The organism is Nostoc sp. 'Peltigera membranacea cyanobiont' 210A (assembly GCF_002246015.1).
In the GTDB taxonomy this organism is placed as follows: Bacteria; Cyanobacteriota; Cyanobacteriia; order Cyanobacteriales; family Nostocaceae; genus Nostoc.
In genome coordinates this window covers 151,707-176,897 of record NZ_NOLJ01000010.1, presented here as the reverse complement: position 1 = coordinate 176,897, position 25,191 = coordinate 151,707, and the positions used below count along the sequence as shown (strand labels likewise).

The 25,191-nt window shown below is 39.4% G+C and carries 20 protein-coding genes; 11 read left to right on the top strand and 9 right to left on the bottom strand.

Features of this window, described 5'->3' with window-relative positions; genetic code table 11:
* Nucleotides 1-78: 78 nt before the first annotated feature.
* Complete coding sequence (gene modD / locus CDG76_RS28500) at nt 79-879, top strand: ModD protein (protein ID WP_094352222.1); 801 nt, start codon at nt 79-81, stop codon at nt 877-879.
* Between the two features lie 9 nt (nt 880-888).
* On the opposite strand, the gene CDG76_RS28495 is transcribed toward modD, so the two are convergent.
* Entirely contained in the window at nt 889-2,136 is a 1,248-nt protein-coding gene (locus CDG76_RS28495; RefSeq protein ID WP_442946355.1) for an ISL3 family transposase, read from the bottom strand.
* A gap of 1,029 nt (nt 2,137-3,165) precedes the next feature.
* Between CDG76_RS28495 and CDG76_RS28490 the strand changes: the two genes are divergently transcribed.
* Both CDG76_RS28490 and CDG76_RS28485 read left to right on the top strand, forming a co-directional pair.
* On the top strand, nt 3,166-3,843 hold the full coding sequence (locus CDG76_RS28490; protein WP_094352221.1) for a hypothetical protein: 678 nt from the start codon (nt 3,166-3,168) through the stop codon (nt 3,841-3,843).
* 175 nt (nt 3,844-4,018) lie between these two features.
* Complete coding sequence (locus CDG76_RS28485) at nt 4,019-4,228, top strand: TOBE domain-containing protein (RefSeq protein WP_094352220.1); 210 nt, start codon at nt 4,019-4,021, stop codon at nt 4,226-4,228.
* Nucleotides 4,229-4,293: 65 nt separating this feature from the next.
* Here the strand turns inward: CDG76_RS28485 and CDG76_RS28480 are convergent, their stop codons facing one another.
* Both CDG76_RS28480 and CDG76_RS38680 read right to left on the bottom strand, forming a co-directional pair.
* Nucleotides 4,294-5,052: a HesA/MoeB/ThiF family protein gene (locus CDG76_RS28480; protein ID WP_094352219.1), complete on the bottom strand. Its 759-nt coding sequence runs from the start codon at nt 5,050-5,052 to the stop codon at nt 4,294-4,296.
* Nucleotides 5,053-5,069: 17 nt separating this feature from the next.
* Complete coding sequence (locus CDG76_RS38680) at nt 5,070-5,288, bottom strand: hypothetical protein (protein ID WP_223265428.1); 219 nt, start codon at nt 5,286-5,288, stop codon at nt 5,070-5,072.
* A 454-nt stretch (nt 5,289-5,742) separates the two neighbouring features.
* Between CDG76_RS38680 and CDG76_RS28470 the strand changes: the two genes are divergently transcribed.
* Nucleotides 5,743-6,603 carry an alpha/beta fold hydrolase gene (locus tag CDG76_RS28470; protein WP_094352218.1) on the top strand — a complete coding sequence of 287 codons (861 nt, stop codon included), beginning with the start codon at nt 5,743-5,745 and terminating at the stop codon, nt 6,601-6,603.
* A gap of 266 nt (nt 6,604-6,869) precedes the next feature.
* On the opposite strand, the gene CDG76_RS28465 is transcribed toward CDG76_RS28470, so the two are convergent.
* The 5 genes from CDG76_RS28465 to CDG76_RS28445 all read right to left on the bottom strand — a co-directional run bounded on the left by CDG76_RS28465 (nt 6,870) and on the right by CDG76_RS28445 (nt 13,119).
* Nucleotides 6,870-8,198 carry an ATP-grasp enzyme gene (locus CDG76_RS28465; RefSeq protein WP_094352217.1) on the bottom strand — a complete coding sequence of 443 codons (1,329 nt, stop codon included), beginning with the start codon at nt 8,196-8,198 and terminating at the stop codon, nt 6,870-6,872.
* 154 nt (nt 8,199-8,352) lie between these two features.
* Nucleotides 8,353-9,732 carry an ATP-grasp enzyme gene (locus CDG76_RS28460; RefSeq protein ID WP_094352216.1) on the bottom strand — a complete coding sequence of 460 codons (1,380 nt, stop codon included), beginning with the start codon at nt 9,730-9,732 and terminating at the stop codon, nt 8,353-8,355.
* A 131-nt stretch (nt 9,733-9,863) separates the two neighbouring features.
* Nucleotides 9,864-10,892 (bottom strand): D-alanine--D-alanine ligase family protein, encoded by a 1,029-nt coding sequence (locus tag CDG76_RS28455; protein WP_094352215.1) that lies wholly within the window; start codon nt 10,890-10,892, stop codon nt 9,864-9,866.
* Nucleotides 10,893-11,051: 159 nt separating this feature from the next.
* Complete coding sequence (locus CDG76_RS28450; protein WP_094352214.1) at nt 11,052-11,885, bottom strand: O-methyltransferase; 834 nt, start codon at nt 11,883-11,885, stop codon at nt 11,052-11,054.
* Nucleotides 11,886-11,889: 4 nt separating this feature from the next.
* Nucleotides 11,890-13,119, bottom strand: coding sequence for a sedoheptulose 7-phosphate cyclase (locus tag CDG76_RS28445; RefSeq protein WP_094352213.1), 1,230 nt, complete (start codon nt 13,117-13,119; stop codon nt 11,890-11,892).
* Nucleotides 13,120-14,491: 1,372 nt separating this feature from the next.
* Between CDG76_RS28445 and CDG76_RS39225 the strand changes: the two genes are divergently transcribed.
* The 4 genes from CDG76_RS39225 (at nt 14,492) to CDG76_RS28430 (ending at nt 18,824) form a co-directional block, all read left to right on the top strand.
* Complete coding sequence (locus CDG76_RS39225) at nt 14,492-14,620, top strand: hypothetical protein (RefSeq protein ID WP_262984370.1); 129 nt, start codon at nt 14,492-14,494, stop codon at nt 14,618-14,620.
* 476 nt (nt 14,621-15,096) lie between these two features.
* Nucleotides 15,097-15,480: a pentapeptide repeat-containing protein gene (locus CDG76_RS28440; protein ID WP_094352212.1), complete on the top strand. Its 384-nt coding sequence runs from the start codon at nt 15,097-15,099 to the stop codon at nt 15,478-15,480.
* A 343-nt stretch (nt 15,481-15,823) separates the two neighbouring features.
* Nucleotides 15,824-16,315, top strand: coding sequence for a hypothetical protein (locus CDG76_RS28435; protein WP_094352211.1), 492 nt, complete (start codon nt 15,824-15,826; stop codon nt 16,313-16,315).
* Nucleotides 16,316-17,717: 1,402 nt separating this feature from the next.
* Nucleotides 17,718-18,824: a response regulator gene (locus tag CDG76_RS28430; RefSeq protein ID WP_094352210.1), complete on the top strand. Its 1,107-nt coding sequence runs from the start codon at nt 17,718-17,720 to the stop codon at nt 18,822-18,824.
* Nucleotides 18,825-19,332: 508 nt separating this feature from the next.
* Here CDG76_RS28430 and CDG76_RS28425 read toward each other — a convergent pair.
* Nucleotides 19,333-21,918, bottom strand: a complete 2,586-nt coding sequence (locus CDG76_RS28425) for a GAF domain-containing protein (protein WP_094352209.1) — start codon at nt 21,916-21,918, stop codon at nt 19,333-19,335.
* 941 nt (nt 21,919-22,859) lie between these two features.
* Here CDG76_RS28425 and CDG76_RS28420 point away from each other — a divergent pair.
* The 3 genes from CDG76_RS28420 (at nt 22,860) to CDG76_RS37755 (ending at nt 25,131) form a co-directional block, all read left to right on the top strand.
* Nucleotides 22,860-23,753 (top strand): hypothetical protein, encoded by an 894-nt coding sequence (locus tag CDG76_RS28420; RefSeq protein WP_094352208.1) that lies wholly within the window; start codon nt 22,860-22,862, stop codon nt 23,751-23,753.
* Nucleotides 23,754-23,765: 12 nt separating this feature from the next.
* Nucleotides 23,766-24,740 (top strand): SDR family NAD(P)-dependent oxidoreductase, encoded by a 975-nt coding sequence (locus tag CDG76_RS28415; RefSeq protein WP_094352207.1) that lies wholly within the window; start codon nt 23,766-23,768, stop codon nt 24,738-24,740.
* 88 nt (nt 24,741-24,828) lie between these two features.
* Nucleotides 24,829-25,131, top strand: a complete 303-nt coding sequence (locus tag CDG76_RS37755) for a hypothetical protein (RefSeq protein ID WP_190241007.1) — start codon at nt 24,829-24,831, stop codon at nt 25,129-25,131.
* Nucleotides 25,132-25,191 lie beyond the last annotated feature (60 nt).

Here is a 25,191-nt window from a genome sequence, read left to right as displayed (position 1 = left end):
TTCCTACAACTGAATGAGATTAGGTTTAGTGGGAATCTTGATTGAGCTATTTATTTGTCAGCCGATCATAAAACTAAAATGAGTGTTTTCTTCTCAGATGAGGCGATCGCTAGGTTAATTCAGGAAGATGTTCCTTACCTAGATTTGACAACCTACGGACTTGGCATTGGCAAGCAACCTGGTGAAATCGAGTTTTCTACCCGTCATCCGATGACCATTTGCGCTACTGAAGAAGCAGCCAGAGTATTAAAATATTGTGGTGCCGAAGTTCATTATCAAGTCGAAAGTGGTACAGTCTGCCAAGAAAAGCAATTAATTCTTCAAGCTAGTGGCACTGCTCAAGCTTTGCACAGTGGCTGGAGAGTTGCTTTAAATTTGATGGAATACGCCTCCGGTATTGCTTCGCGTACAAGAGTATTAGTAGATACTGCTAAAACAGTAAATCAATCTGTTTCTATTGTGACTACTCGTAAATGTTTTCCAGGTACTAGAGCGCTTTCCATCAAAGCAGTTCTAGCTGGCGGAGGATTTTTTCATCGCTTAGGATTATCTGAAACAGTTCTGATCTTTAACCAACACCTGATATTCCTGGGAGGTATAGGTGGGTTAATTGAGCGCATGAATGAACTGCGACGACAGTTTCCAGAACAACATATTTGCGTTGAAGTAGATACACCAAAAGATGCTTGGATGGCTGCTCAAGCAGGTGTAGATTTAATTCAGTTTGATAAAATTCCCCTACTAGACCTTGAGCCTCTAGTTTTGAAATTGAAGCAGCAGTATCCAAACTTAAAACTAGCAGCTGCTGGTGGTATTACCTCTGAAAATATAAAGGATTATGCTAGTACTGGTGTAAATATTTGGTTCTTCAGTACATAGTATGCTTAACTAATAGTTAAAATGCCAATTCAATAAGCATCTAACTCGGAAATTGTCAAAGTTTCTAAATCCATAACCGGAACGTTTAATCAACTTGATCTTGTTATTAATACCTTCCACAGCACCACTACTTGTCCCATTATCAAAGTAAGCAATTATCTCATCAAACCAACGGATAATAGTATTGTTACTCTTGGGAAAATATTTTTTAGCTTTCGATAACCACATACCGAGTTTAAAAACTCCCGGATACCAATTATCTGTCTTATTAAAAATCTTTCTAAATTTTTCTTTTAATTCATGCATTTCTTTTAAGACAGGAGATACATTCTTGACTTCAGAAAGTTTATTTATTTGCTCTTCATTTAAGTCTGACTCATTTTTAAGTAAAACGTACTTACTATTTTTTAATCCCGATAAAAGTTTTTCATATTCAGCTTTTTGTGCTGATAATTGCGCTTTTTTAATTAATTCTTCTAGACTCCGTTTCTCTCGTTTTCTCTGTGTATCTAATTCTTTATTAATCTGTGTCATTACATGAAATCTATCTGCTACTACTTGAGCATTGGGCATTAATTCTGTGACAACGTTTTTATAACCAACCCACAAATCTATACTCACTTCCTCAATTTGTTCTAAGACCTCATATCCCCATTCTAAAAGGGTTTCCTTCACTACTTCTTGCGTGCGCCCATTTAAAATAGTTACTAGCTTAGATGTATCTAAATCTATTAGTACGGCGCAGTAATTACCCTTGCCCTTAACCAGAGCTATCTCATCGATTCCAAGTCTTTTTATCAGAGAAGGTTTGTCATCAGATAATTCAAGCGAAGCGTCTTTTAACATTCTTTCTATTTCTTCTGTTGTCACTATCCCTTGATCAGCTACACTGTGGATATCGTTTTCTACTACCTCTTGTATTATCTTGTGTGCCAGCCGTTTTGTATAAGTTCTTTTCTGGCTCACGAAATCTAAATTCTCACTAAAGGGTTTTTTACATTCTTCGCATTTGAATTGTCTTCTATTTATTTCTAAAAATACTGGTTTCTCACCGAAAGGTAAATCTTTAACAATGTATCGATGATTTTGATGTAATCTATGGCTTTTTGTACCACAGCGAGGACAAGTACTGTATGATTTTATTGATTCTATTTGTAAAATCATTCCTATCCCGACATGAAGGCGATGTGATATAACTTTCACATCTTTTAAATCTAGAAGCTCTGTTAGTATTTTAATATTTTGTTTCCTGTTCATAACTGTAAATAGACAAAAAATACTTTTCTAGTACTTACAGTTAATAATGAATCTGCGTCCTAAGTCAATTATGTCAAAAGTTTTACTAAATATTTTATGCAATTCTTTATACTTTTTAACCTTCGCAGCTAATAATTTAGCATAGTAAGTACTGAAGAACCAAATATTTTAGTGACAAGTTCACCGTACTTTGGTAAACCATGCGATATTGCAGTCAAAATGACAATGGCACAGTAGGCATTTTTAACTTAGTTTGATACTTAAGATTGCAGTTGTTAAAACGCAGGAGTTGAGCCAGAAAGAACAGGGCTTAGGCAAGACTTAAAACAGAAGTAAGTGGGCGTTTTGCGAAGCTCTTAAGCAGTTGATGAAATAGAGCGATATAGCCATCTATCGCTCTATTCACTGCACTAAGAATTGTAGCATTTATTTGGTCTATTGGTTGTATACACGGAATAGTCTAGTGGCTGTATGGTTTTGCTTAAACTATAGTGTCGGGACAACTACAACCCTTCCCCATAACTAGAACAGTTTTCCAATTTACAGGTGAGTCTCACTTATAAAGAGTTTATTAACTTGATAGTTACCTATTTATAAGGTAAATAACGACAGCTTAGTTTCTATACAATATTAAGCTTAACTATTTTAAAAAGAAATAAAAATTAATTTTGTTCGTGTTTGATTACTATATTAGTTGGTATTTTACTCAATAAGTTGGTATTATCTTCATTAGATTACACAGATATACTTATCCATTTGGAAAAACGCAAATCTAACAAGAGGTTTGTGGCTAACTTTGGCGTTAGGATTTATTAGTTTTTAATAAATCATATTAAAAACTAGCTATTTAGTAGCGTTTGGTAAGGAGTTAAAAGTTTAACGATAGAACCGTTTTTATTTTTATCTAACAGAATCTATTGTCAAATTGCTCAATTTTGGCGATAACGATACTAATTTTTGGTAAGCAAACAGCTTTGAGCAAAACAATCTAGTTTTTTCAATATTCAATAGTAAACGGAGAAATGTTTTATGCGTTTTACCCGCACGATACCCATTGCGTCTTTAATGCTATCGATACTGGTTTTATGGCAGCCTACTTTAGCTGACTCAAGAAGTAGTCTTCCCTCAGAAAAAGAAGAAAAAACACCTTCTGTCTGGGATAAAAATAAGTGTCTTGGAGGTTCTTCGCAAAGTTTTCGCTTGGGTGGAGAACTCAATAATCCAGCCACTTATAACTTGCAAAAACTGCGAAATTTACAAGATGCTTTAAAAAAACAAAATCCAGCATTAGTTACTGAAGTCACTGTGAGCTTTCAAACTGGCTCAGGGCCACGAACAGAAACATACTATGGAGTTCCTCTATGGGAATTGATTAATAATCCGAAAGCCGGAGGTGGTCTAAAACCTGGGAATTCTGGGGTGAATTCTAAAAACTCTTTTCTGAGGCAATATGTTCTAGTTGATGCCACAGATTGCTATGGTGCAGTCGTAGCTATTGGTGAAATTCAACCTAACTTTGAAGGGAAAACAGTGCTAGTTGCATTTGCAAAAAAAGGTAATGATGGTAAAGTCGTGCCTTTAACAGACGAAGGATTTGCTCGTTTAGTAGTTCCAGGTGACAAAGCTGGAGGTCGTTATGTTACTAATGTAAGAAATATTGTCATATTATCTGCTCCTCCTTCTCCTTTGAAACCAAAATATTTCTAAAAACCCGTCTGATTAAAGATGCCTACAACGAAGAGTTGATCTTGTAATACCAGTATGATATCTAAGTTCTTCTGTAAGGCTGAAGATATCTCACTAAATGAGGAGAATCCAACAATCTCATAGTTGTTAGTATTAATCAGTTCAGAATTATCTTATAAGTTGGGAGAATCAAAATATGGAAGTTAGCGCTCGTAATTCCTTAAAAGGAACTATTAAGAAAATTCACCCAGGAGCAGTCAACTCTGAGGTGATATTAGAAATTGTGCCTGGGGTGGAAGTAACTGCAATTATTACCAAGGAGTCGGTAGAGCATCTCCAACTTCAAGAGGGAAAACAAGCGATCGCTGTGATTAAAGCGTCAGATGTCATAATTGCTACAGAATAGCTCGATATGAGTAGATAAGTTGTGGCGATCTGCTCATAGAGCGATCGCTACGATTATCCAACTATTTACGAATTTTCCGAGCAAGAACTGCTACCACACACCAGACATGAAGGATCGCGATAAGAATGTCGTTTGGCAAATTCCATTCGCATCAAGTCGATTGTCAGCAGTTGTGATAATAAGGGTTGGCTAAACTTAGTAATCAACTTTATTACCTCTAATGCACTAAGACAAGCTAGTGTCCCAGAAACAGCACCGATAACCGAGAACCCACGCTGATTCCAATCTGGCTTTTCTGGGAACAAGCATGATAGACAAGGAGTGACACCAGGAATAATCGTCGTCAGGTAAGCTTCCATTCCGTCCATTGCAGCTTCCACCATTGGTTTTTGCCAGCGCACGCAAGCCTCATTGAGCAAGTTCCGCTCTGTGAAATTGTGGGCGCAATCAACAGCTATATCAGCAGATTGCACTAAAGAGTCTACATTCTCCTTTGTAACGTAATCATGAACTGCTTCCACCCGAATATCAGGATTAATAGCTTGCAGAGTTTCTCTGGCTTTGAATACTCTTGGCTTACCAACCCAATCATTTGTCATCAGAACCTGACGATTCAGATCATCTAGCCGTAAGTCACCACCCCGAACTAGAATTAGCCGCCCAACACCTGCTACTGCCAAATAAAGTGCTGATGTACCGCCTAATCCCCCTACACCTGTAACCAAAACCGTTGCAGACTTCAAGCGCTTTTGTCCTGCTTCTCCAAAATTGGGAAGCATCATTTGGCGGTGATAGCGTTCTAACTCACTGGGTGTTAAGTTCATCGCTTTTTATCTCTTTATCAGTCGTAAAATTTACCACCTAGTTGGTAGCAAGTATTGTAGTTGTCTATACATTTTTCTGATTTAGTACCTGTAAAGTTGGTATTTGCTCCAAGTGCTATTAAGGGAGCTTGTGCAAATATAGCGGTTCTCGCGCTGAAAATTGCGTTGTCCTGAAGCCTTCGTCCACCCGATGCTGTATACTCGTTAGCTCTTGCAGCCTCTCTAGCTGTACCCACAGGAAATTCTTCTCCAGCGATCGGAATCTAGCGCTCTATCCCCACCAAATACACTTCCAACAGAGAAAATTATTTCTGCATTTAACTTGGTAGTAGTCGAAAACGGCGCAGTTGTTGGTAACAGTCAGTTACAAGTGGTAATCTGTGATGTTTTACCAGTTTTTTTGGTTACTAGATCGCTAGATTGGTAAATTATGAATTGATTAAGAAAAAATGCTTGAGAGATAGCTAAGGAACGTGGATTAAATAAGATGCAAAACTTCATCCTGTCTCTACCTTCCCTCTCTTTTATAAGGAGAGGGATTGAGGGTGAGGTAAACCAGGGACATAAATTGTATGTTATTTAATTCTTATTCCTAACCAAATAATTACTAATTCATAATGGGCTACGTCTTGCTGCGCTAACCTCATTCATAATTAGGCGTAAATCACGTAATTTTATACAATCCCGAAAATGCGAGCGAAAATAAGAGATACAGAGATTTTCTTTGATGTGGAAGGTTCTGCATTAGTAGTGGATGGCGCGAGCATCTGCTCTAAACCTGTCGCCTTTCTAATTCACGGGGGACCTGGTGCGGATCATACTTCCTTCAAACCAACCTTCTCGACTTTAAGCCAAAAACTTCAACTAGTCTATTTTGACCATCGCGGTCAAGGAAGGTCTGCACGTGGGCCTAAAGAAACCTATACTCTAGACAATAATGTTGAAGATATGGAAGCGTTGCGCCAACACCTTGGTCTGGACAAAATCGTTGTGATTGGCGGTTCTTACGGTGGTATGGTGGCTCTGACTTATGCAGTCCGCTATCCTCAGAATGTCTCTCATCTGATTGTGATTGCCACGGCAGCCCATAGTGGCTTTTTAGAACGGGCTAAGGAAATCCTCGCATCGAAGGGAACTGAAGAACAAAAAACAAGCGCTCAACGACTTTGGGATGGAAACTTTGAAAATGAAGAACAGCTAAGACAGTATTTTCAAGTGTTGGGATCAATGTATTCGCTAAGATATAATCCCACCACATCAGGCATTGCTTGGCAGCGAAATATTCTCTCAGTTGATGCGATTAATGTTGCTTTTGGCGGTTTCCTCCGCAACTACAATATTCTTGACCAGTTACACAAAATTACCGCACCTACTTTAGTTATTGCAGGTCGGCATGACTGGATTTGCGCCCCAGAATTTTCTGAAGAAATTGCTCAGGCAATTCCTAATGCAGATTTGAGAATTTTTGAGAATAGCAGTCATTTGATCCGCGCAGATGAGCCTGAAGCACTTTTGGATGCGATCGCGGGTTTCTTGGTTTACAAACGTTAGATCAAATAGTTAAGCGATCGCCGCAGCTGTTGCTGGAGCAAGTGGTGCTTTCGGAGCAACTATCGGTGGCTTCATCACTCAATTTGCTGGGTCTTTTGGCATAACCGAAGTATTTATTGTATCTAGTGTATTCCGATTAGCATCACTTGTCCCACTGATTGTTAAAAAAGATTTGGGTAGTTAGGGTAAAATTTTGAGAAATCTGTTTTACATATCCAATATGCAATTTGAATGTCAAATATTACGCTTTAGAATGCGGATTGGTATCACTCTATAAGCTCGCCCATATTAAAATCTATTCTTATCCAACCTTTGAGTCTTCGTAAGTTGTCGAGAATGAGTAAGGGAATCTGCCAGTGATGTACCATCAGGAAGGGTAAGGGATCGCTCACCTCAAAAATTGCTTCTTTCCCCCGTCTGATGTTTCTTACCCAAGTTTGTAGTTGCTTAAACGATCTAATCTCATTTAGCCGCCAAACTTCGTGGTACAGCCAATAGGTTGGCTTACTATCAGCAAGAGGCTGCAAAGATTCAGCCAGAGGTTCTTTACCAAGATAGGCATCCGCTACTCCTGGATGATTGTAAAACATAGTAATAGCGGAGTGAGTCCGGGGGTTACACTCAATCGCGTAAACAGTTCCGTCTTCTGCCTCGATGAAGTCAAAGGAAAGTTGCCCGGTTTTTCCCAGTTTTTTGGTAAAATGACTCGCCCATTGCATAATTTCTAGCCGATCGACGTTTTCGTAGTTGACTTGAAAGGCGGATGACTCACAGCAGCAGTACATTCTTGACTCTCCATCTCGCGCGGTAGTGTGAGTGCAGTATTCCTTTCCAGGGATAAATTCCTGCATAATCCAGGGGTTTTTCTCACTGATCGGCAAGCTATTGACAAATGCCGCTGTTTCTGATTTGGTATCGCAAGGTAGCTTGGTGAGATTCAAGCGACGTATTTGATCGTAGGGGATGCTTTTAAGAATGTATTTGCGCTTCTCCTGAGAAAAGTCGAAATTGAGGACTTGTGCGGGATCGGTAATTTTGAAGGATTTGGGGACAGATAAACCGAACGATCGCGCTGTTTCAGCAAAGGCAAACTTATCATCCAGGATTTCCGTGACATCAGCATCGAAGTGGAAAAACTCTACACAGTCTGGTAATGGTGGCTGGCCTCGATCGTAGTGAATGACGGAAAAAATCGCTACCGGGATGAAAAAGTCGATCTTTTCTGTTTTGGCGATCGCGTGTAGGCTTTCAACGTAGCCTTCTAAGTCTTTGCTTGGATCGGGAACGGTATAAAAGCCTGCAACAGAGTTAGAATATTTATTACCACTTGACCAGAATTTCTCAATGTCAATTATAATAACCCGATGCCCAGCAGCATGAAATGAACGCGCTAGCTGAAGGGTTTTAGTCATTCTCGCGCCAGCAATCAAGATATTTTTGGAATTGGGGTTGACAACAATTGACTTACCGAATGGTTGCTTAACAAAGTTCCATAGTAGCGATGTTAAGACAACGATGCAGTTTAAGGGAAATGCGATCGCTAGTAATACAAGAGTGCCCAAGTTTTGGAACACTACAAAAATATGCTTTCTCATAGTTAGAATTTTGACATGATAGTGGAATCAGTGGCTGGTGCATAGGAAGAGGTTAAAGAGACAAGGAGATGCGATCCTGCCCTTGCTTCCTTTTTAAGGATTTAATTCATTAAATCTCCAAAGTTCGTGAGCAAGCCAATAAATAGGCTTATTATCACTCAGGGGTTGCAGAGATAGAGGTTTTATATTTTACGTCTTCTCCAAACTGTATGAGTTTCCCGATGCAAAAATCAATCCTCACCCAAGTTCTTAAGGAGCGCAAACTATCGAGTAATAGTAAAGGAATGTACCAGTGATGTACCATTAAGAACGGTAGTGGGTCGTTTACTTCAAAGATTGCATCCTTTCCTCGCCAAATATTTTTAAACCACTTTTGCAACTGCTTTAACGATCTAATTTCATTAAGTCGCCAAAGTTCGTGATAAAGCCAATAAATAGGCTTACTATTACTCAGAGGTTGCAGAGGTTCAGCGGGAGGCTCTTTACTAAGATAGGCAGCCGCTAAACCTGGATGGTTATAATACATTGTAATTGCAGAGTGAGTACGGGCGTTGCACTCGATCGCATAAACCGTTCCATCTTCCGCCTGGATGAAGTCAAAAGAAATTTGTCCAGTCAGTTGTAGTTCTTTGACAAAATGACTCACCCACTCTTTAATTTCTGGGCGATCGACGTTTTCGTAATTGACTTGAAAAGCAGATGATTTGCAGCAGCAGTGTACCGTTAATTCACCATTTCTCACTGTGCTGTGAGTACAGTATTCTGTTCCAGGAATAAACTCTTGCAATACCCAAGGCTTATCTTTACTAATTGGCTTGCTTTTGACATGAAGCGCCATTTTTTCGGGAGAATCCATTGGTAGCTTAGTTAGATCCAAGCGTAAAACAGAGTCATAGACAATACTTTTGAGAATGTACTTGCGCTTTTCGTTGGTAAAGTCGAATTTAAGAACTTGTTCGGAATCTGTAATTAAAAAGGTTTTTGCGACAGATAGCGAGAGTGAGCGGGCAATTTCTGCAAAGCTAAACTTGTTATCGAGCATACTCATTGTATCAGCATCGAAGTGGAAATTCTCACAATAGCCTGATAACACTGGCTTGCGCTCCGAGTCAAAGTAGCTGGCAGCAAAAATGCCTACCGGCACAAAAAAGTCTATGTTTTCCTTTTTGGCGATCGCACGCACGGCTTGAGTATAGCCGTCTTTGTCTTCGTGTGAGTCAGGAACTGTGTAAAAGCCAGCCACAGAGTTAGAAAATCGATAACCACTGAACCAGTATTTGTTGAGATCGAATAAAATGACTCGATGCCCAGCAGCGTGAAACGATCGCGCAAGCTGAAGGGTTTTGGTCATTTTACCGCCACCGATCAAGATATTTTTAGGATTCTCGTTCAAAACCACAAGATTAGCATTCGCTCGGCTGAAAAAATTCCACAGTAGCAATGCTAGTACGACGGTGCAGTTAAAGGGAAATGCGATCGCCAGTAATGCAAGAGTACCCAAGTTTTGGAATATTGCAAAAATCTTCTCCCTCATAGTTGTAATTGTGACATCATATATGCTTGGTTGACTCAAATAATCTACATTCGAGTTCTATTACTTGTCGCTAGTGAAGACCTTCTGCTATTCCAAGTCAGAAGAAAGCTAAAAAGGTGATTTGCTAGACATTAGATCGCGCTCAACGCTTCATTGATTGCCGTCATAAATAACTCATTTAAAGGAATTCCCGCTGCGTTCGCCGTACAGGCAATCACCGCGTTGTGGTCAAAAATACAAAACAACCCGGCTTCTAAGAACCAAGGTTGTCCCTGTGGGTCGATCCGGAAGTCAAATAAACTATAATGGCGACAGCCCAAAGCCAAATGACACTTCTTAACTTCTTGCTGAACCTTTTGGGTTATCGGGTCATTAATATCTACAATCCAACCTGGAACATAATTTTTAGCAGTTGAAGCCAAGTCGCCCTCGATTGGTATTTTGAATTTGTCAGTATAGCTGCGGATGGGTCTAGTTTGCGGGTCTATCTGATACTCTTCAAGGGGTAAACCGATTAGCTCCCCATCTTTGACAATAGCGCCGCATCTGACTTCTCGACCGGCTTCAATGAATGTTTCTACAATTACCTCCGAAGCAAATTCAAATGCTTTCTTCAAGGCAGCGTCATACTCACTCTTTTCTTTGACTAAGGACACTCCTAAAGAGTTGTCGGCATTTGCGGGTTTGATGACTACTGGAGGTGTAATTGTCGGAACGTCTCCTTGGCGAAGCAATTCTCCAGAAGGCACTTTCACCCCTGCTGCTGCGACAATTGCTTTGGTTCTGGCTTTGTGGGCCGTGATTGCCATCACATCTGGAGTATTGCCTATATAAGGGATCTTTAGCAAGTCGAATAATGCCCGGTAGTCAGTCATTCCAGGGAGACAAAACATTTGTGGCAACATCAGGTCAATGTTTTGCGCTGTTATAAACTGTATGGCATCTGATAGAGGCATCGGTTTAGCGACAGCAATATCTTCTGGACTGAGAGAGGAAGGAAATCGCCATTGGCCATCAAGTGTGATGTATGCAATCAGAAAGTCATAGAGCGATGGATTTGCCGTAGCTACCAGACAGCTTTGGGCGTAATTGCGTGACAACTCACAATAAAAATGATTGTATGCAGATCCAACTAAATGAAGGATACGAAGTACTGGCATGATTCATTTTCCTAAGTACCGTTGTATTTTTATATAACAACTACGATTGCAAAAATTGCTTGAGAAGAGATGAGGAAGCAAGCGGAAATTATTCCTTCTTATCTTCTTCATCCCTTTGAAGTCTGAGCCTTGACTCAGACTTCTCTGCTCATGTGTCGATTACACAACGCGTCTAATCAGGGTTATACCATCTCGGATGGGTAACAGAACTTGCTCTACACGAGGATCGGCAGCGACAACACGGTTGAACTGAGCGATCGCTTCACCGTTGGCAGTACGCTGTTCTGATGGTAGGTAAACTTGTCCCTGCAACAAAGTGTTATCCACACAAATGAACCCGTCGGGAGTCAGTAAGTTACTATCCAAAATGGTCTGGAAGTAATCTACATACTCTTTTTTATCCGCATCAATGAAAATCAGATCGAATACTTCATTTCTGGCAGCCAGCTTGTGGAGTGTCTCTAGAGCAGGTGCTACTTCCACAACAATTTTGTCACCGTGGAGAGACTCACTAAAGCAAGCTTGAGCAAATTCAGCAACATAAGGATCTACTTCGCAACCGATAAGTTGCCCATCACTTGGTAATGCTTCTGCCATTGCTAAAGCTGAATACCCTGTGAACATTCCTACTTCTAGAATGCGCTTTGCTTTGGTGATATGAACAAACATTTTCAATGTCTGTCCTTCCAGATGTCCTGAGAGCATTTCCTGCTCTAGTTGACGCACTGTTTCCCCATCGCTGAAGCGTTTGCTCCAGTCTTCTTTACTAGTTTTTTGCGCTAATGTCGTCAATGCGCTCGATTCGGGCGTGGTGTAATCATCCAAGTAGGGATCTAAACCCGCCGCTAATTGAACACCCTGCCGTAAAGAATCTAATATCTCTACGGGAATGTTGTTCTCTTCCGCCAATTTGAGGGTTTGCTGTAGCTGGGCTACTAAGATGCTGTGTGGCGTTATCGGTCTAGCTGTTTCTCGTCCTAAAACACTCGTCATATTTTCACACCCCTACTAGCTTGGCTTCTTGATTTTCAATGTATGCGTCAACACCTTTTCCGCCACGAGGGTATTTAGCACAAAGACGTTTGTGTTCAGCTAGGGCAGCATCAAGTTCTTCACGAGTTAGATCGTTGGCAAAGAAGCACTCACCAATCGGACAAGGCATAGCTGCACGTATTTTGCCATCTCGTGTCAAGCTTATAGATTGGGTAGCATCCCAGAGTAAATCCCCATCTAGTAGAGGATGATCGAGTGATAAACCGATACGACTCATCAAGTCTAGAATGCGATCGCGCTCTCCTGTGGTGATATAGCCCCGTTGTGCTGCAATGGTTGCAGACAAAGCCATATCTATATTGACCGCATGACCATGATATAGAGGTATCTGAGGTGCTAATTCCAAGGTAGGACTCCAAGTGTGACCGTAGGCAATGACGCGATCGAGGTCTATTTCATGCAAGTTAGGAGTTTCTAACTCCAACATAGTTTTGATTGCCTCGTAGTTGACTTTATGAGCAATCTCTTTAATTTCCGGTGTCGCATTCACGTGTCCAAAGTGAGTGGAAAGCAGTTCTTCGCCATATTCGTATAGCAGTTCAAAGACTTCAGAGTTAGAAACTACCGCAATTTTCACCAACTCTGCCATCCCATTACGAACTTGAGCCGTTGGCAGGGTTTTCAAAAATGAGAAATCGAGGATCACTTTTAAAGGTGCATGATATGCTCCCAAGCGATTTTTTTCTTTACGATGATTAACTGCTACCTTAATCGCTACACCTGCATCGATTAAACCAATCAACGTGGTAGGAATGCGGATATAGTTGCTCTTGCGACGGTAAGCAGCACAAGCAAATCCAACCACATCAGTAACTAGACCACCACCGACAACTAAGACTGGTTCTTTACGAACTAAGCCAAAATCCGAAAAAGCGTCAATAATTTTCTCAAAAGTTGCCAGGGTTTTAGCTGGCTCTGTAATGATGATTGGAAATACTGTCAGTTCAATGTCATAGTGTCTAAAATATGACCTGATCTGATCGCCATAAAGTTCATGAACATTGGCATCAATTACAGTCAGACAGCGACCAAATTTTGCGTAGCTATCTGCAATTTCTCTGTTTTCAATATCAAATGCACCGTTCACATAGACAAGACTAAAATCGATTTTTTCGTAACCTTGCACGTGAAACGCAGCTTCAGTAGCTTCAAATGATGCTTGAACCTTATTCATTTTGTTGCCCTTATTCCAATTAAAAAGTTGTGAGATTTCGGTAATAATTGCGATTTACCCTAATGTATGCCAGCAAGCAACCATGCTTTTTATCCTTTCAGATAAAAGACAGGACAAAATTAGCTTTCAATCAAAAGCTAACGCTTATTACTGACTGGCAATGTTTTTAAACAACACCATTCATTTGAGTAAATTCTGTAGATGGGTTAACCTTTAATTCGGCATAACCTCAAACAAGTCAAGTAGATACACTAGCAATATATTGGAATAATATTTGCCTGCTTCTTCTGTGGATTATTGACTTTTATTTTGGGAAACTCATCTGAATCAATTCAGATTGATTTCACTATATCTAAATATAGTGGCTTTCCAACTGTACGATTCCGCAAAAATTCTAACCGAGATAACTGATTGTATCGTTTATCTCCCAGCTTCAATTTCAGATTAGAACCCTGATTAATCGTTAGTTCGCTGTTTGTGAGCATTAATCTCAAACCTTATATTACTAAACTCGCTACACTCTCTTTGCTTCAGAATAACAGTGGACTTTTAGGAAGTTTATCTGAATTTTTATTAACTCCACTATATTTGTCTCTAGCAACTTTCCGATCGTTAGACCTTGCAAAACTCATACCTAAGTAAACTACTGATACTGTTTTATCATTGTCTATCTCCAGGCTGACATTTGATATTACAGGCATGATTAATCCTCATCTCGCTGTTTTTTGCATTAGTCTCAAACCATAAAATGGCTCAAAACAAAGATGACTAACTGCATTCTGTTCATAATATCAGTACGATACCTCCTTTATTCGTCAATTTACTGCTCAGTATTTAATATACATACTTCAGCAACCCCTGAAAATTCATAATTTAAATATCTGAGTTATTGGTAACAAAAAGTTAAGTTTTTTAAGGAACAGTTGTGTATGTTAGAGGTTTCTAAGTTTGCTTAAATTGCTTTGTTAGTCCTAAATTAACGCTTTTCAGGCTAAACCAGCAAATATTTTACTAGTAGGTTACTGAAAGTCCAACACAAATCATAACATTACAATAATATAAATCATAACATTTGTAAATATATTTAAGTCAATCCACCATACGAGGTGTACTGAATAACCAAGTATCTGCAAAAATATATGTCTAAAGATAGATACTTTATACAACAAGATATTTTATGCAGTAGCTATATCTAAGAGATATCTGGTGAATTTAATTATGCGTTGCGTTGCCCGAAATCCGTCGCTTTGTCGATTCTAGATGCACGTACATACAATAAACATCTTGCAAAAGTTACTTTTACAAGGTGTTGGGGAAAGGGTAAGGGAAAATTCCATACCTTATCCTTTTACCCACTTCTGCAAGAAGTCTAATGTTTCACTTTTGCGTGCATGGTTCACGGGTAAAAGATCGCGATTTACCGGATGAACTCAACAGTACACTAATTCACATAGATAGCAAAATATTGCCAATAGATGCGATCGCAACTGGTGTAGTCTAAGAAATCATGGAACACACGCTGTTTTTATATCATATCTGCGTTGAAAATTGACAACGTTATTTTTGTGCTAGATAGCTGTCAAAAGAGGGAATTTGCGAGTGCGATCGCTTAGTGACTTTACAATATAAAAAGTTGAGTATTTCTAACGTGTAAAGATTACTCGTAAGGACAAATGGGGCGTTTGACTGATAGGCATACATTTAGCCATCAGCCCAGATATTTATATTTACTAAACATATTTCAGTATTGCTTGGGCAGCAAAGAGTATTATTTTGAACTTGAGCGATAGTCTGGTTAAGAAGGTAAATGTCAAACACTTAATTTACAAGGGTCTAGAATTAAGATAAGGTTAATAAAACAAAATCAACAAGTTTAGATTATTTCATACAGCAAAAAAATATTTAAGTTATTTGTGTCTTAATTTTTTAAGTTTTGATGAAGCTTGCTATTTTAAATGTGCATAATCTAGGTTAGTTATGGATGCTAAAGAATTACTCAAACGCTATGCTGCTGGAGAAAGAGACTTTAGTGGGATGAATTTGCAAGAGGCTGACTTGAGTGGAGCTAATCTGAGTGGGGCTAACTTAAGTCGAGCTAATCTATTGGCAGCTAATTTGAGTGATGCTAATTTAAGTGGGGCTAATCTCAGTTATGCCAAATTGAGGCTGGCTAGTTTAATTGGTACTAATTTGGAGGGTGCTAATGTGACTGATGCTGACATAGTTGGCGCCAGATTTGAAAATGCCAACCTCAAAGGGTCTTACCTTAGTGATTTCGGTTACATTAACAATGCCTTGTTCCAAAATACTATTGTTGGTGATGGTAGGATTATCATCGGGCCAGAGATAATTCATGGATGAATATTCTGGGTTACTCTATCAGCCAACAGGAAGCTAATCAAATAAGAATTTTCATACAGCAGTTTTCAAGTAGATGAGGTACAAAATAACTGAAGTGTCTGCTTCAACATCCGATATTGCTTGACAAGTTAATTTCGATAGAAAAAAATTGAATATTTCTAAGCAGACAAAATCTATTTAAATTACTTTTTATAAAAACTTAAGATTTCTTAACTTAGTTTAAAAAATCTTGGTATTGACTTCAGAATATAAGAGCGATCGCTTTGTAAAGGTTAGTTGATATTAGTTGTCAAACTGCTGGTGAAGTTAGAAACTAAAGAAATACAACACACGCAATTATTTTATGACTGCTATTTCTAACCTAGAATTCAAACGACCAATTTGGCAAACCGCGATCGTATTGACCTTGGGCTTTTGGCTCAGTGCTAGTCTAGTTTTAGATTGGGTAATTATGCCTAGCCTTTATCTTTCTGGGATGATGAGTCAAGCTGGTTTTACGACAGCAGGCTATACGATTTTTTGGAACTTCAATCGGATGGAATTATTATCAGCTGCTGTAGTCCTGACTGGGGCACTAGCTTTGAGCAAAACCCGATATCACTGGAGTATTGGTAGTATTGTTTTATCTGTGCTGCTGCTCACTATAGCTGTCCTTGATACCTATTTCTTAACTCCGCAGATGTGCGCTATAGGAGTTCAACTCAACCTATTTGAAGCTGCTGCTGCTATTCCATCGACAATGAATTTACTACACGGTAGTTATTGGCTACTGGAAGTAGTGAAGCTGGTAGCTGGTGGTACACTTTTAAGCTGGTGCTGGCGGGAGCAATTTTAAGTAAATGGAGAAGTATAACGGTGAGAATGTCCACTTATAAATCTCACGCCAAAGACGCAAAGAAATTCTTTGCGTCTTTTCGCTACATATATCTTATGGGTTAATGAATACGATATTTACAACAGGCTATGCCTACGCGTACAATTTGGTATTTATATTGGTGACTTTTCAAACTTGGGATTTTTCAGATCAATTGCTACCATAAAATGATTCAGTTTTTTATAAGTGTGATTCCAGCAGACATATAATTATCTTTTACTGTACATTTTCAGGTTTCCCGGACATCTAAAAAAATAAATATTTATAACAATTTTCTGGAAGATGATATTAATTAGTTTTCATGTTTACTTTACTGATTAATCATGAAGTTTATATATTTCTGCTAACTTTTTTTGAAAATTATAGTAACCTAAGTTTTAGTGAGTATGTTACTTGTTATCTACCATCTAGCTGAAAACAGCTATTTTGCAAGGTATCTACTACTAATCAAGAATTTTCCTGTAAGTTCTTGAATTTGTCACTCCAATTTGTGCAGGATGACTATTTAGCCCCACACAACATTAGAACCCGTTTTCAGTACTTATGAAGAGATTCCCTTCTGCTGATTTGGTCGCCTGTGCATCTCACCACACAACATCATGGCGGCAATTATCAGCAAACTCATTCTTGGCCGGAGCTTTGCCATTCTCTTGTGCAAGTGATAATTTTGCCGAATTCCGACACTAAGAGTTGCTCTACAATCACAAACTTAAGTAAGATATTGGAATTTTTGAATGCTTAGTTTTGAATAATACTTTTTCTCTTGTGAAGTTACCCTCAAGAATAAACTTCTTGAAAAAGTACCCGACGACTTTCGTTACGGATATGAAAACATACTTCCTTAGCGCGGACTTAATGCCTATAAACCTTGATGGAGAAACATTTACATTTACATTAAAGTAGATTTTGGTCGCTCCAGACTTCAGGATTAGGGACAAAAAACTTTTGCAAGAGAATTCAAGTATCTATAATTTTAGGCTGCAAAATACGGATAACAATGATACTTTTGTGACTGATGGGCGAGAGCCAATGGTCTTTGTGTGGCACTTGAGTTACTGTTAGATTGGCTAGATTAGCTAAAGATACAGAAAACCAATCTAATTTTTGAAATACTATATCCTGACAACTAGTCGGGCAATTTTGCTATTGGTCAGTAGCATTAATTGGTTTAGTTGTAAGTTGTGGATTATAGCTTAACAGAGATTGGTGAATTAAGAGTTGGGGGGTGTGGAATCTCTGTACTAACTCAAATATGACCGCTATATTTATCTGAACAGTGCTTCCAACAAAGTCACAGTGAATTCCGAAAAGGTAATTCACTAATTTTGCCTGCAAATATTAATTTTATTCCAGAGCGATCGCAATGAAGACACTTCCGATTAGTAGATACAGATTTTTCCAAAAGCTCCAGCCCCTACCTTTGTTGAAAAAAATCACTGGTAAGTCGGTTACTGGGTGTTTACAGGTGTTTAGCACATCAGGCTCTTGGTCAATATATGTAGATGAGGGGAAATTAATTTATGCCAGCTACTCAGAGAAAATGTTTGAGCCGCTTTACAGAAATTTGCAACGCTTGAGCGAGCAAATTTCTACTCTCCCTGACGGAATCAAAGATCAGTTGCGGGCGATATTTGAAACTGGTATTGAAAATCAGGCAATACCGAACCCAGATTATCTGGCTATTTGTTGGTTAGTCAATCAGAAATATATCAGTTCTTCTCAAGCAGCAATGCTAATAGAGCAATTGGCGCTAGAAGTTATAGAGTCATTTTTGAATTTAGAGGAGGGAAGTTATGAATTTATTCCTGAGAGTTTTCTGGATGATATGCCAAAGTTTTGTCATCTAAATGTTCGTTTATTAGTTGAACGATGTTTAACGCCCCAAAATGTTCGCGTTAGCGTCTCTGAAAGAGAAGCGGTTTATCGTCAAACATCGCCAAGTTATCAATCGCATACCTCACAATTTTTCCAAATAAATGAGCTACCATCTAAAGCCAAAACTACGCCAAAGTTGCCTAAAATACACGGCTCTAAACCAGCAGCCTACTCGATTAATACTAATGAACACAGAGGTCAGCAAATCATCCAACCACCTGCTGACAGAAAAATCTACACAATCTTGTGTATTGATGACAGTCCTATGGTATCGAATGCTATTAAAAGTTATTTAGATGAGCAAACCTTTTCCGTTATCGGAGTCACTGATTCTTTAAAAGCTTTAATGCAGATTATCCGTATAAAACCCGACATAATTTTGTTGGATATATCAATGCCTAATCTCGATGGATATGAACTCTGCTCTTTGCTGCGTAAACACTCATATTTTAAAAATACACCTGTTATTATGGTGTCAGAAAAAGTAGGATTCCTGGATAGAGCTAAAGCTAAGATGGTGAGAGCATCAGGCTATTTAACTAAGCCTTTTAAACAAGGAGATTTACTAAAAGTCATTTTTCAACATATTGTTTAATTTCCTAATATAGCAAGCTAATCTATTTAAACAGCCTATTATTTTAGATATTTAAGGTTGAATATTATCTGCTTCACTATCATTATAGTTATAGAATATTGTCTGAGTGAGTTAAAATTAATTAGTCATTCTCTTATAGAGGCAGATTAACACAGCTTCGGTTAAATACTTATAACATCTGTAGGTTGGGTTGAGGAACGAAACCCAACGCTTGATCCTTGTTCATGTTCTGACTTTTCACGGCATCTGGAAAACCTCACTTCTATTTCTCTCTCCTAAAAGGAGAGAGACTTTGAATTTTCCCCCTTCCCGCATCGGGAAGGGGGTTAGGGGGTTAGGTTTTTGGTGGACTTTTCCACATAACATGAAAAGTCAGGTTCATGTTGGGTTTCACTGCCGTACCCTTACGGGGATCTTGCTACAACCCAACCTACATTGATAAGTTTTATTATAAGTAATCACCCGAATTTGGTATTAGTTACAAGCCCTAACCGAAAAGTCGGTAGGGTTATTTTTCCTGAAATGTCCAGACTCCTTCATCCCAATCTGATTCTGTTGGGGGTGATTGTAACCAATGCTGACAACGCAACAGATGCAACATAGCAGCTTTGTCCTGGCTGTCTGCTGCCAAAACATTAGCAAACTCAGCTCTTGCAAGATAAAACTCCCGCTTGAGGTAATACTCACGCCCTTTCTGATAATGTTCAATCACTTGCAATTTTTCGCTTTCAATCGGATTGGAACGCAAACCCAGTAATTCATATATGGCTACTGGCTCATTTCTGCCCTTGACACGAATGTAATCTAGTTCCCTAGCCCAAATATGATCTTGGCATGGTTTAAAAGTGTTATGGCTAATAATAATGTCGCAACCATACTGTTTACTGACACTTTCTAATCGGGAGCCTAGATTAACGCCATCGCCAATGGCGGTAAATTCCATCCGCTTGCTAGAGCCAATATTCCCACTAATCACGGTATCAGAATTGATGCCAATGCCGATCTTGATTTTGGCCTTATTAACTGCGTGGCGACGTAGATTAAATTCGTGCAAGCGAACGCGCATTTCTAAGGCTGTTTGCACTGCCATCCAAGCGTGTTCTTCTAATGGTAAGGGAGAACCAAATACAGCCATGATCGCATCACCGATGTATTTATCAAGGGTGCCTTTATGTTTAAAGACTGCCTCCACCATTGATTCAAAATATTCATTGAGCATACTCACCACTTCTTCTGCTTCCAAGGTTTCGGTTAAAGTGGTGTAGCCGCGAATATCAGAAAATAAAATCGAAACTTCTTTACGAGCGCCTCCTAGTTTCGCATCATCCAATTTCAGCAATTCTTCGGCTAATTCCTGAGTCATGTAGCGGTACATCGTACTCTTGAGCCGCTTTTCATCACTGATATCTTCCATCACCACCAGCGCCCCACGGATTTGCTCTTGGTCGCTAGCATCGGCAATTGTGTTAATTGATAAATTAATACTGTGCGGTTTTATGCTATTAGTTATGAGTGTGCGATCGGGGTAATATTGCTGGCGGCCTTTTAAGTCAACTGCATGTAAAGCATCCTGATACCACTTGCTAAAGTCACCTTCTTTGAGGGCGATCGCATCAGTAACTAATTTACCTTCTAATCGGTCTTCTGGCTCCAGTCCTAGCAAACGCTTGGCGCTTTCATTGGCGGCGATAATTAATCCAGTTTTATCAGTGGAAACCACTCCATTGGAAAGACTACGCAGAATGTCCCGTTGCATTTGTTCTTGTTGCTTGACTGTGGCAAACAACTGGGCATTTTGCAGCGCTACTCCGGCTTGAATATTAAAAGCTTCCATGAACTCTTCATCGTTGCGGTCAAAGCTAGCTTGGAAGCAGTCGGGAGCTTTGGGCCAATCAGCTGGATTATAAGGTGGAAAATCACCAGATTTCTTTTTATTTACGAGTTGGGTAACACCAATTAGTTGTTCATCGCCGTTAAACACTGGCATACAAAATAAACTACAGGTGCGATAGCCATTTTGTTGGTCGAGTTCTTTAGCTGTCTCCGAGTCAGGATGATCGTACAAATCAAAGGCAATATTTAGTTTCTTGCCAGAAACCGCTACTAGACCAGCAAAGCCTTTACCTACGGGGACTCGCAACTCTTTAGTTGAACCATCATCCTGGGTAATTTTCGTCCACAATTCATGGCGATCGCGGTCTATTAACCATAGTGTACTGCGATCGGCATTCATCAGTTCTTTGGCTTCATCCATCACCCGTTTGAGGGTGTCTTCTAAGTCGAGACTGCTTTGAGAAAGTGACTTGATTGCCTTCATCAGCGCCGCCACTGCTCTTTGTTTTTGAGTAGCTACATAAAAAGAGCGCGAAGACTCTAAAATTAAGCGAATCGAAGGGGCAAATTCTTGAAATAATTGTTCGTCAGTACTGGTAAAACCTTTGGTATCAATGCGCTCTCCTAGTGGAGTATCGTGATTATTCCCAGATTTTAATTTATTCAGTAATTGTACTACCGCAACTAATTGCCCATGTTCATTTAAGAGTGGCAAAGCTAACATAGTGTAGGTGCGATAGCCAGTTCTCTTTTCTTGTTCTTGGGCAAAATGCGATCGCGGATCGTTATAAAAATCAAAGGGAATATTGATAACTTCTTTAAAAGTGGCAACTTCACCACCAATGCCTTTATTAGCGGGGATGCGAATTTCTAAAGAGCGACCGCCCTCACCCTCAGCTAAAATTGACCAAAGTTCTTGTTTTTCTTCATCCAATAAAAATATCGTCGTCCGGTCTGCCCCCAGTAATTCCCCGGTTTTTAAGGTAATCGAATGCAACATTTCTTGCAGAATGGTTTCAAACCCTTGAGAATCAAGCATTGATAGGGTTTGATGAACAATCTGTAATTTTTGCTCGACATCCTTAACGACCTGTTTAAAAGTATCCTGAGTCAAGGGAGCAAGAAACGTAGAAAAAGTTCCTTGTCTTGTGGCAAGAGCACCCACAGGAGCAGATTTTGCTGGTAATTCGAGGTTTTCTTGGTTGTGAACACCAATAACCAAATCGGTGGTCTCCCCACAACTTCCTTGATACGCTGACATAACTGATATTTTATATAACAGGATGAGGTTTTAGATTTAACAATGAGATTAAATTTATGTAAGTGGTGTTAAAAGCAACAATTGCTCGACATTATCCATAGTTTAATCGCTTGTTTAGCCAGCGTCATCCTGTGAATAAACGCTCAAGCTGATTACCAACAAGCATGGCTTGACCAAAACCCCTTCCCACTGGTGGATACAGATGATAAATAGAGGGTTAGACCCCTCATATAAACCAGAAAACAATGTTTTCCGCAGGGGATTTATTGTTAGTGTTGCGTTGTAAGATTTTGCAAGGGCACACTAATGAGCATTGCTGTATCCGTAGAGTATAGTCGATTTATTTGAAAATGGCTGAATTTTATAAGTAATTATACGTAAACACTTCTAGTTTCACTGCGATCGCTTCTTGTCGCAGATATGTCAGCCTGAAAAAGAAAGTGCTGAGTAAACAATAGACTTGTTGCATGAATCAAAAGCCCTCACCCTAAATCCCTCTCCCAAGCTTGGGAGAGGGACTTTGAAATTCGCTCCCCTTCTCACAATTTTGGGAGAAGGGGTTGGGGGATGTAGCAAGATCCCGTAGGGTGGGCGAATTTTGTCTAATATTAGCCCCTGCTGATTATGAGTTCTATTAATCTGTTGTGATGCCTGTGACAGACTACTATAGCAATCCGGTTTGATTTCTGAATCACTCGTAGAGGTAAGGGACTGGGGACTGGGAAGAAGGAATAAAGGTGTACTGAGTTTTGTTCAAAAATCAAATATGAGTCCTATAGCTCTATTCATTTTTCTACAGATAGAGTTAATTAAAAATATTAAGCACAATATTATCTCAGCCAAACATAAATATAAAATCAGATTTAATCTTTGAATTGAACCCATATATTACATAGGCTGGAACATTCACCCTATTGTTGGAAATCCACAGGATTATTTTAATGAAAAAATTAAAGACTGAAGTATTTTTAGGCTTGACAGGTGCATTTTTGGCAGTCGGATATTCCAGTTTGCTAGCTACAGAAATTCCCATACAGAGTACATCAAACCTCAGAAAGGATTTATTAGCGCAATTAGAAACTAATCCAAATGTCAATGAGTATCTGGAGAAAAATAAACCAGAAAGTTATAAAGCTCTGAAAAAGCAGTTAGATGCAGCGATTGAGGATGCAAAAAGACCGAGTGAAGAGAAAGTAGTAAAAAATCTTTGGTTATTATCAAAAACTAATCCTCAAACAAAGTGGAGAGAAAATAATGGCAAAATTGAATATCTGATGGCGAGTTGGAAATATGTCAAAAACCCAACTGAGGATTGGAAAGTAGGTACAAAAAAAAGTATAGAAGCACGGACTTGGTTAACAGCTGTTCCTCAAGTTAAAGAATTTTGTCAAAATTGTAAGGGGATCGGTATAAATATTCCCGGTAATATTATGCTTTCTCTGAGGTTACAGCAGTATTTAGGCTTAATTTTAAATAGAAATTCAAATAAGACGCATTTTGTCGAAATGTGGGTGAAAGCTGAAGATTTAAGTAGACCATGTGTCGATCCAGAAATTAATGATTCTAGTTGTAATCTTTTTGGTATACCGATTCCTGCTAGTTATCCGATTTTGCAAGAGATATACACAACTTCTTATGCAGTTGCTAATCAAGAACATTATCCTTGGACAGGTTTAGGTTACACCTATGATTGGGGAAATCCAAAAAAACCTCGTGAAGGAGCTAGTGAGTTTCTGATCGATGGAACTAAAGAAAAACCGATCGAAGTAGAAGTTGTTTCAGTCACTGCTACGAAAGAATATTGTAATAATCAATATTTAACAGTAAAAGATTAGAAATGAGCGCTCATGAAACATCTTGAAGGTAAAGTGGCTTTAGTAACAGGTGCTACGCGGGGAATTGGTAGAGGAATTGCCATTGGCCTTGGTGAAGCAGGTGCAACTGTATACATCACCGGTCGCAGCCTCAACTCCTCCAGTGATGGGGTTTCAGGAAGTCTTAGTGAAACGAAATCAGCTATTGAGGAAGTCGGTGGTGTATGCATTCCCGTCCAAGTAGACCACAGCAACGATGAGCAGGTGCGTTTGCTTTTCGATCGCATTCAAGATGAGCAAAATGGTCAACTCGACCTACTGGTAAATAATGTTTACTCAGGAGTTCAGGCATTAAAAGACGCTCATGGACAGCCTTTTTGGGATTCTGAACCAACTCTTTGGGATGCTAGCAACAACGTTGGCCTTCGGAGCCACTATATTGCGAGTGTTTTTGCGGCTCGGATGATGACTAAACGTAACTCTGGACTCATTTGCACCATTTCCTCATGGGGTAGTATGTTTTATCTCTTTAATACAGTTTATGGTGTTGGCAAAGCAGCTTGCGATCGCCTAGCTGCTAATATGGCTGTTGAGTTAAAGCCCCATAACGTCACTTCTGTTTCAATTTGGCCGGGTATTGTTGGTACTGAGCTTTTTTCGCGTTTTGCTTCGGAAATCAATCAAACCAATGTTACTGAAAATAATTTCTCATTTTTAAGCGATCGCTACAACTGGGAAACTCCCTTATTTACTGGACGAGCGATCGCTGCACTTGCTAGTGAGCCAAATATAATCCGCCATACAGGACGCGTGCAGATTGTTGCCGAACTAGCTAAGAAATATAATCTTGTAGATGAAAATGGCGATCAACCTGCATCCCTACGCTCTCTACGTTTTGTACTACCTGCTGCATTGCCTCTACTGAGAAAGTACTCATGGCTCATACCTGATATAAAAATGCCGTGGTCACTGCTGTTATTGAATGCCCTCAGTTCGCCTAAAATTTAATGGGGATTGGGTATGGAGCCAGAAGAGATGCGTCATTAAATAATGCGACAATAAGTCTTTGATACTCGTGCATGAGTATTTGAACTGGATGAATCCACCTTTTATCTCCGTTGACGAGTCTTTGAACTGGATGAATCCACCTTTGAACTCCGTTGACGAGTCTTTGAACTGGATGAATCCACCTTTTATCTCCGTTAACGAGTCTTTGAACTGGATGAATCCACCTTTTATCTCCGTTAACGAGTCTTTGAACTGGATGAATCCACCTTTTATCTCCGTTAACGAGTCTTTGAACTGGATGAATCCACCTTTGATACTCGTGAATCAAAATACCTTCAAAAATCTTGATGTATCCTTCCTGCTCACCTACTGCCCACCCCCTTCAATATAAGCAAATTTTGTCACCCCTTCACTAAACAAGCTGTTTGAGATCGTAAAACTTTGTATCCTG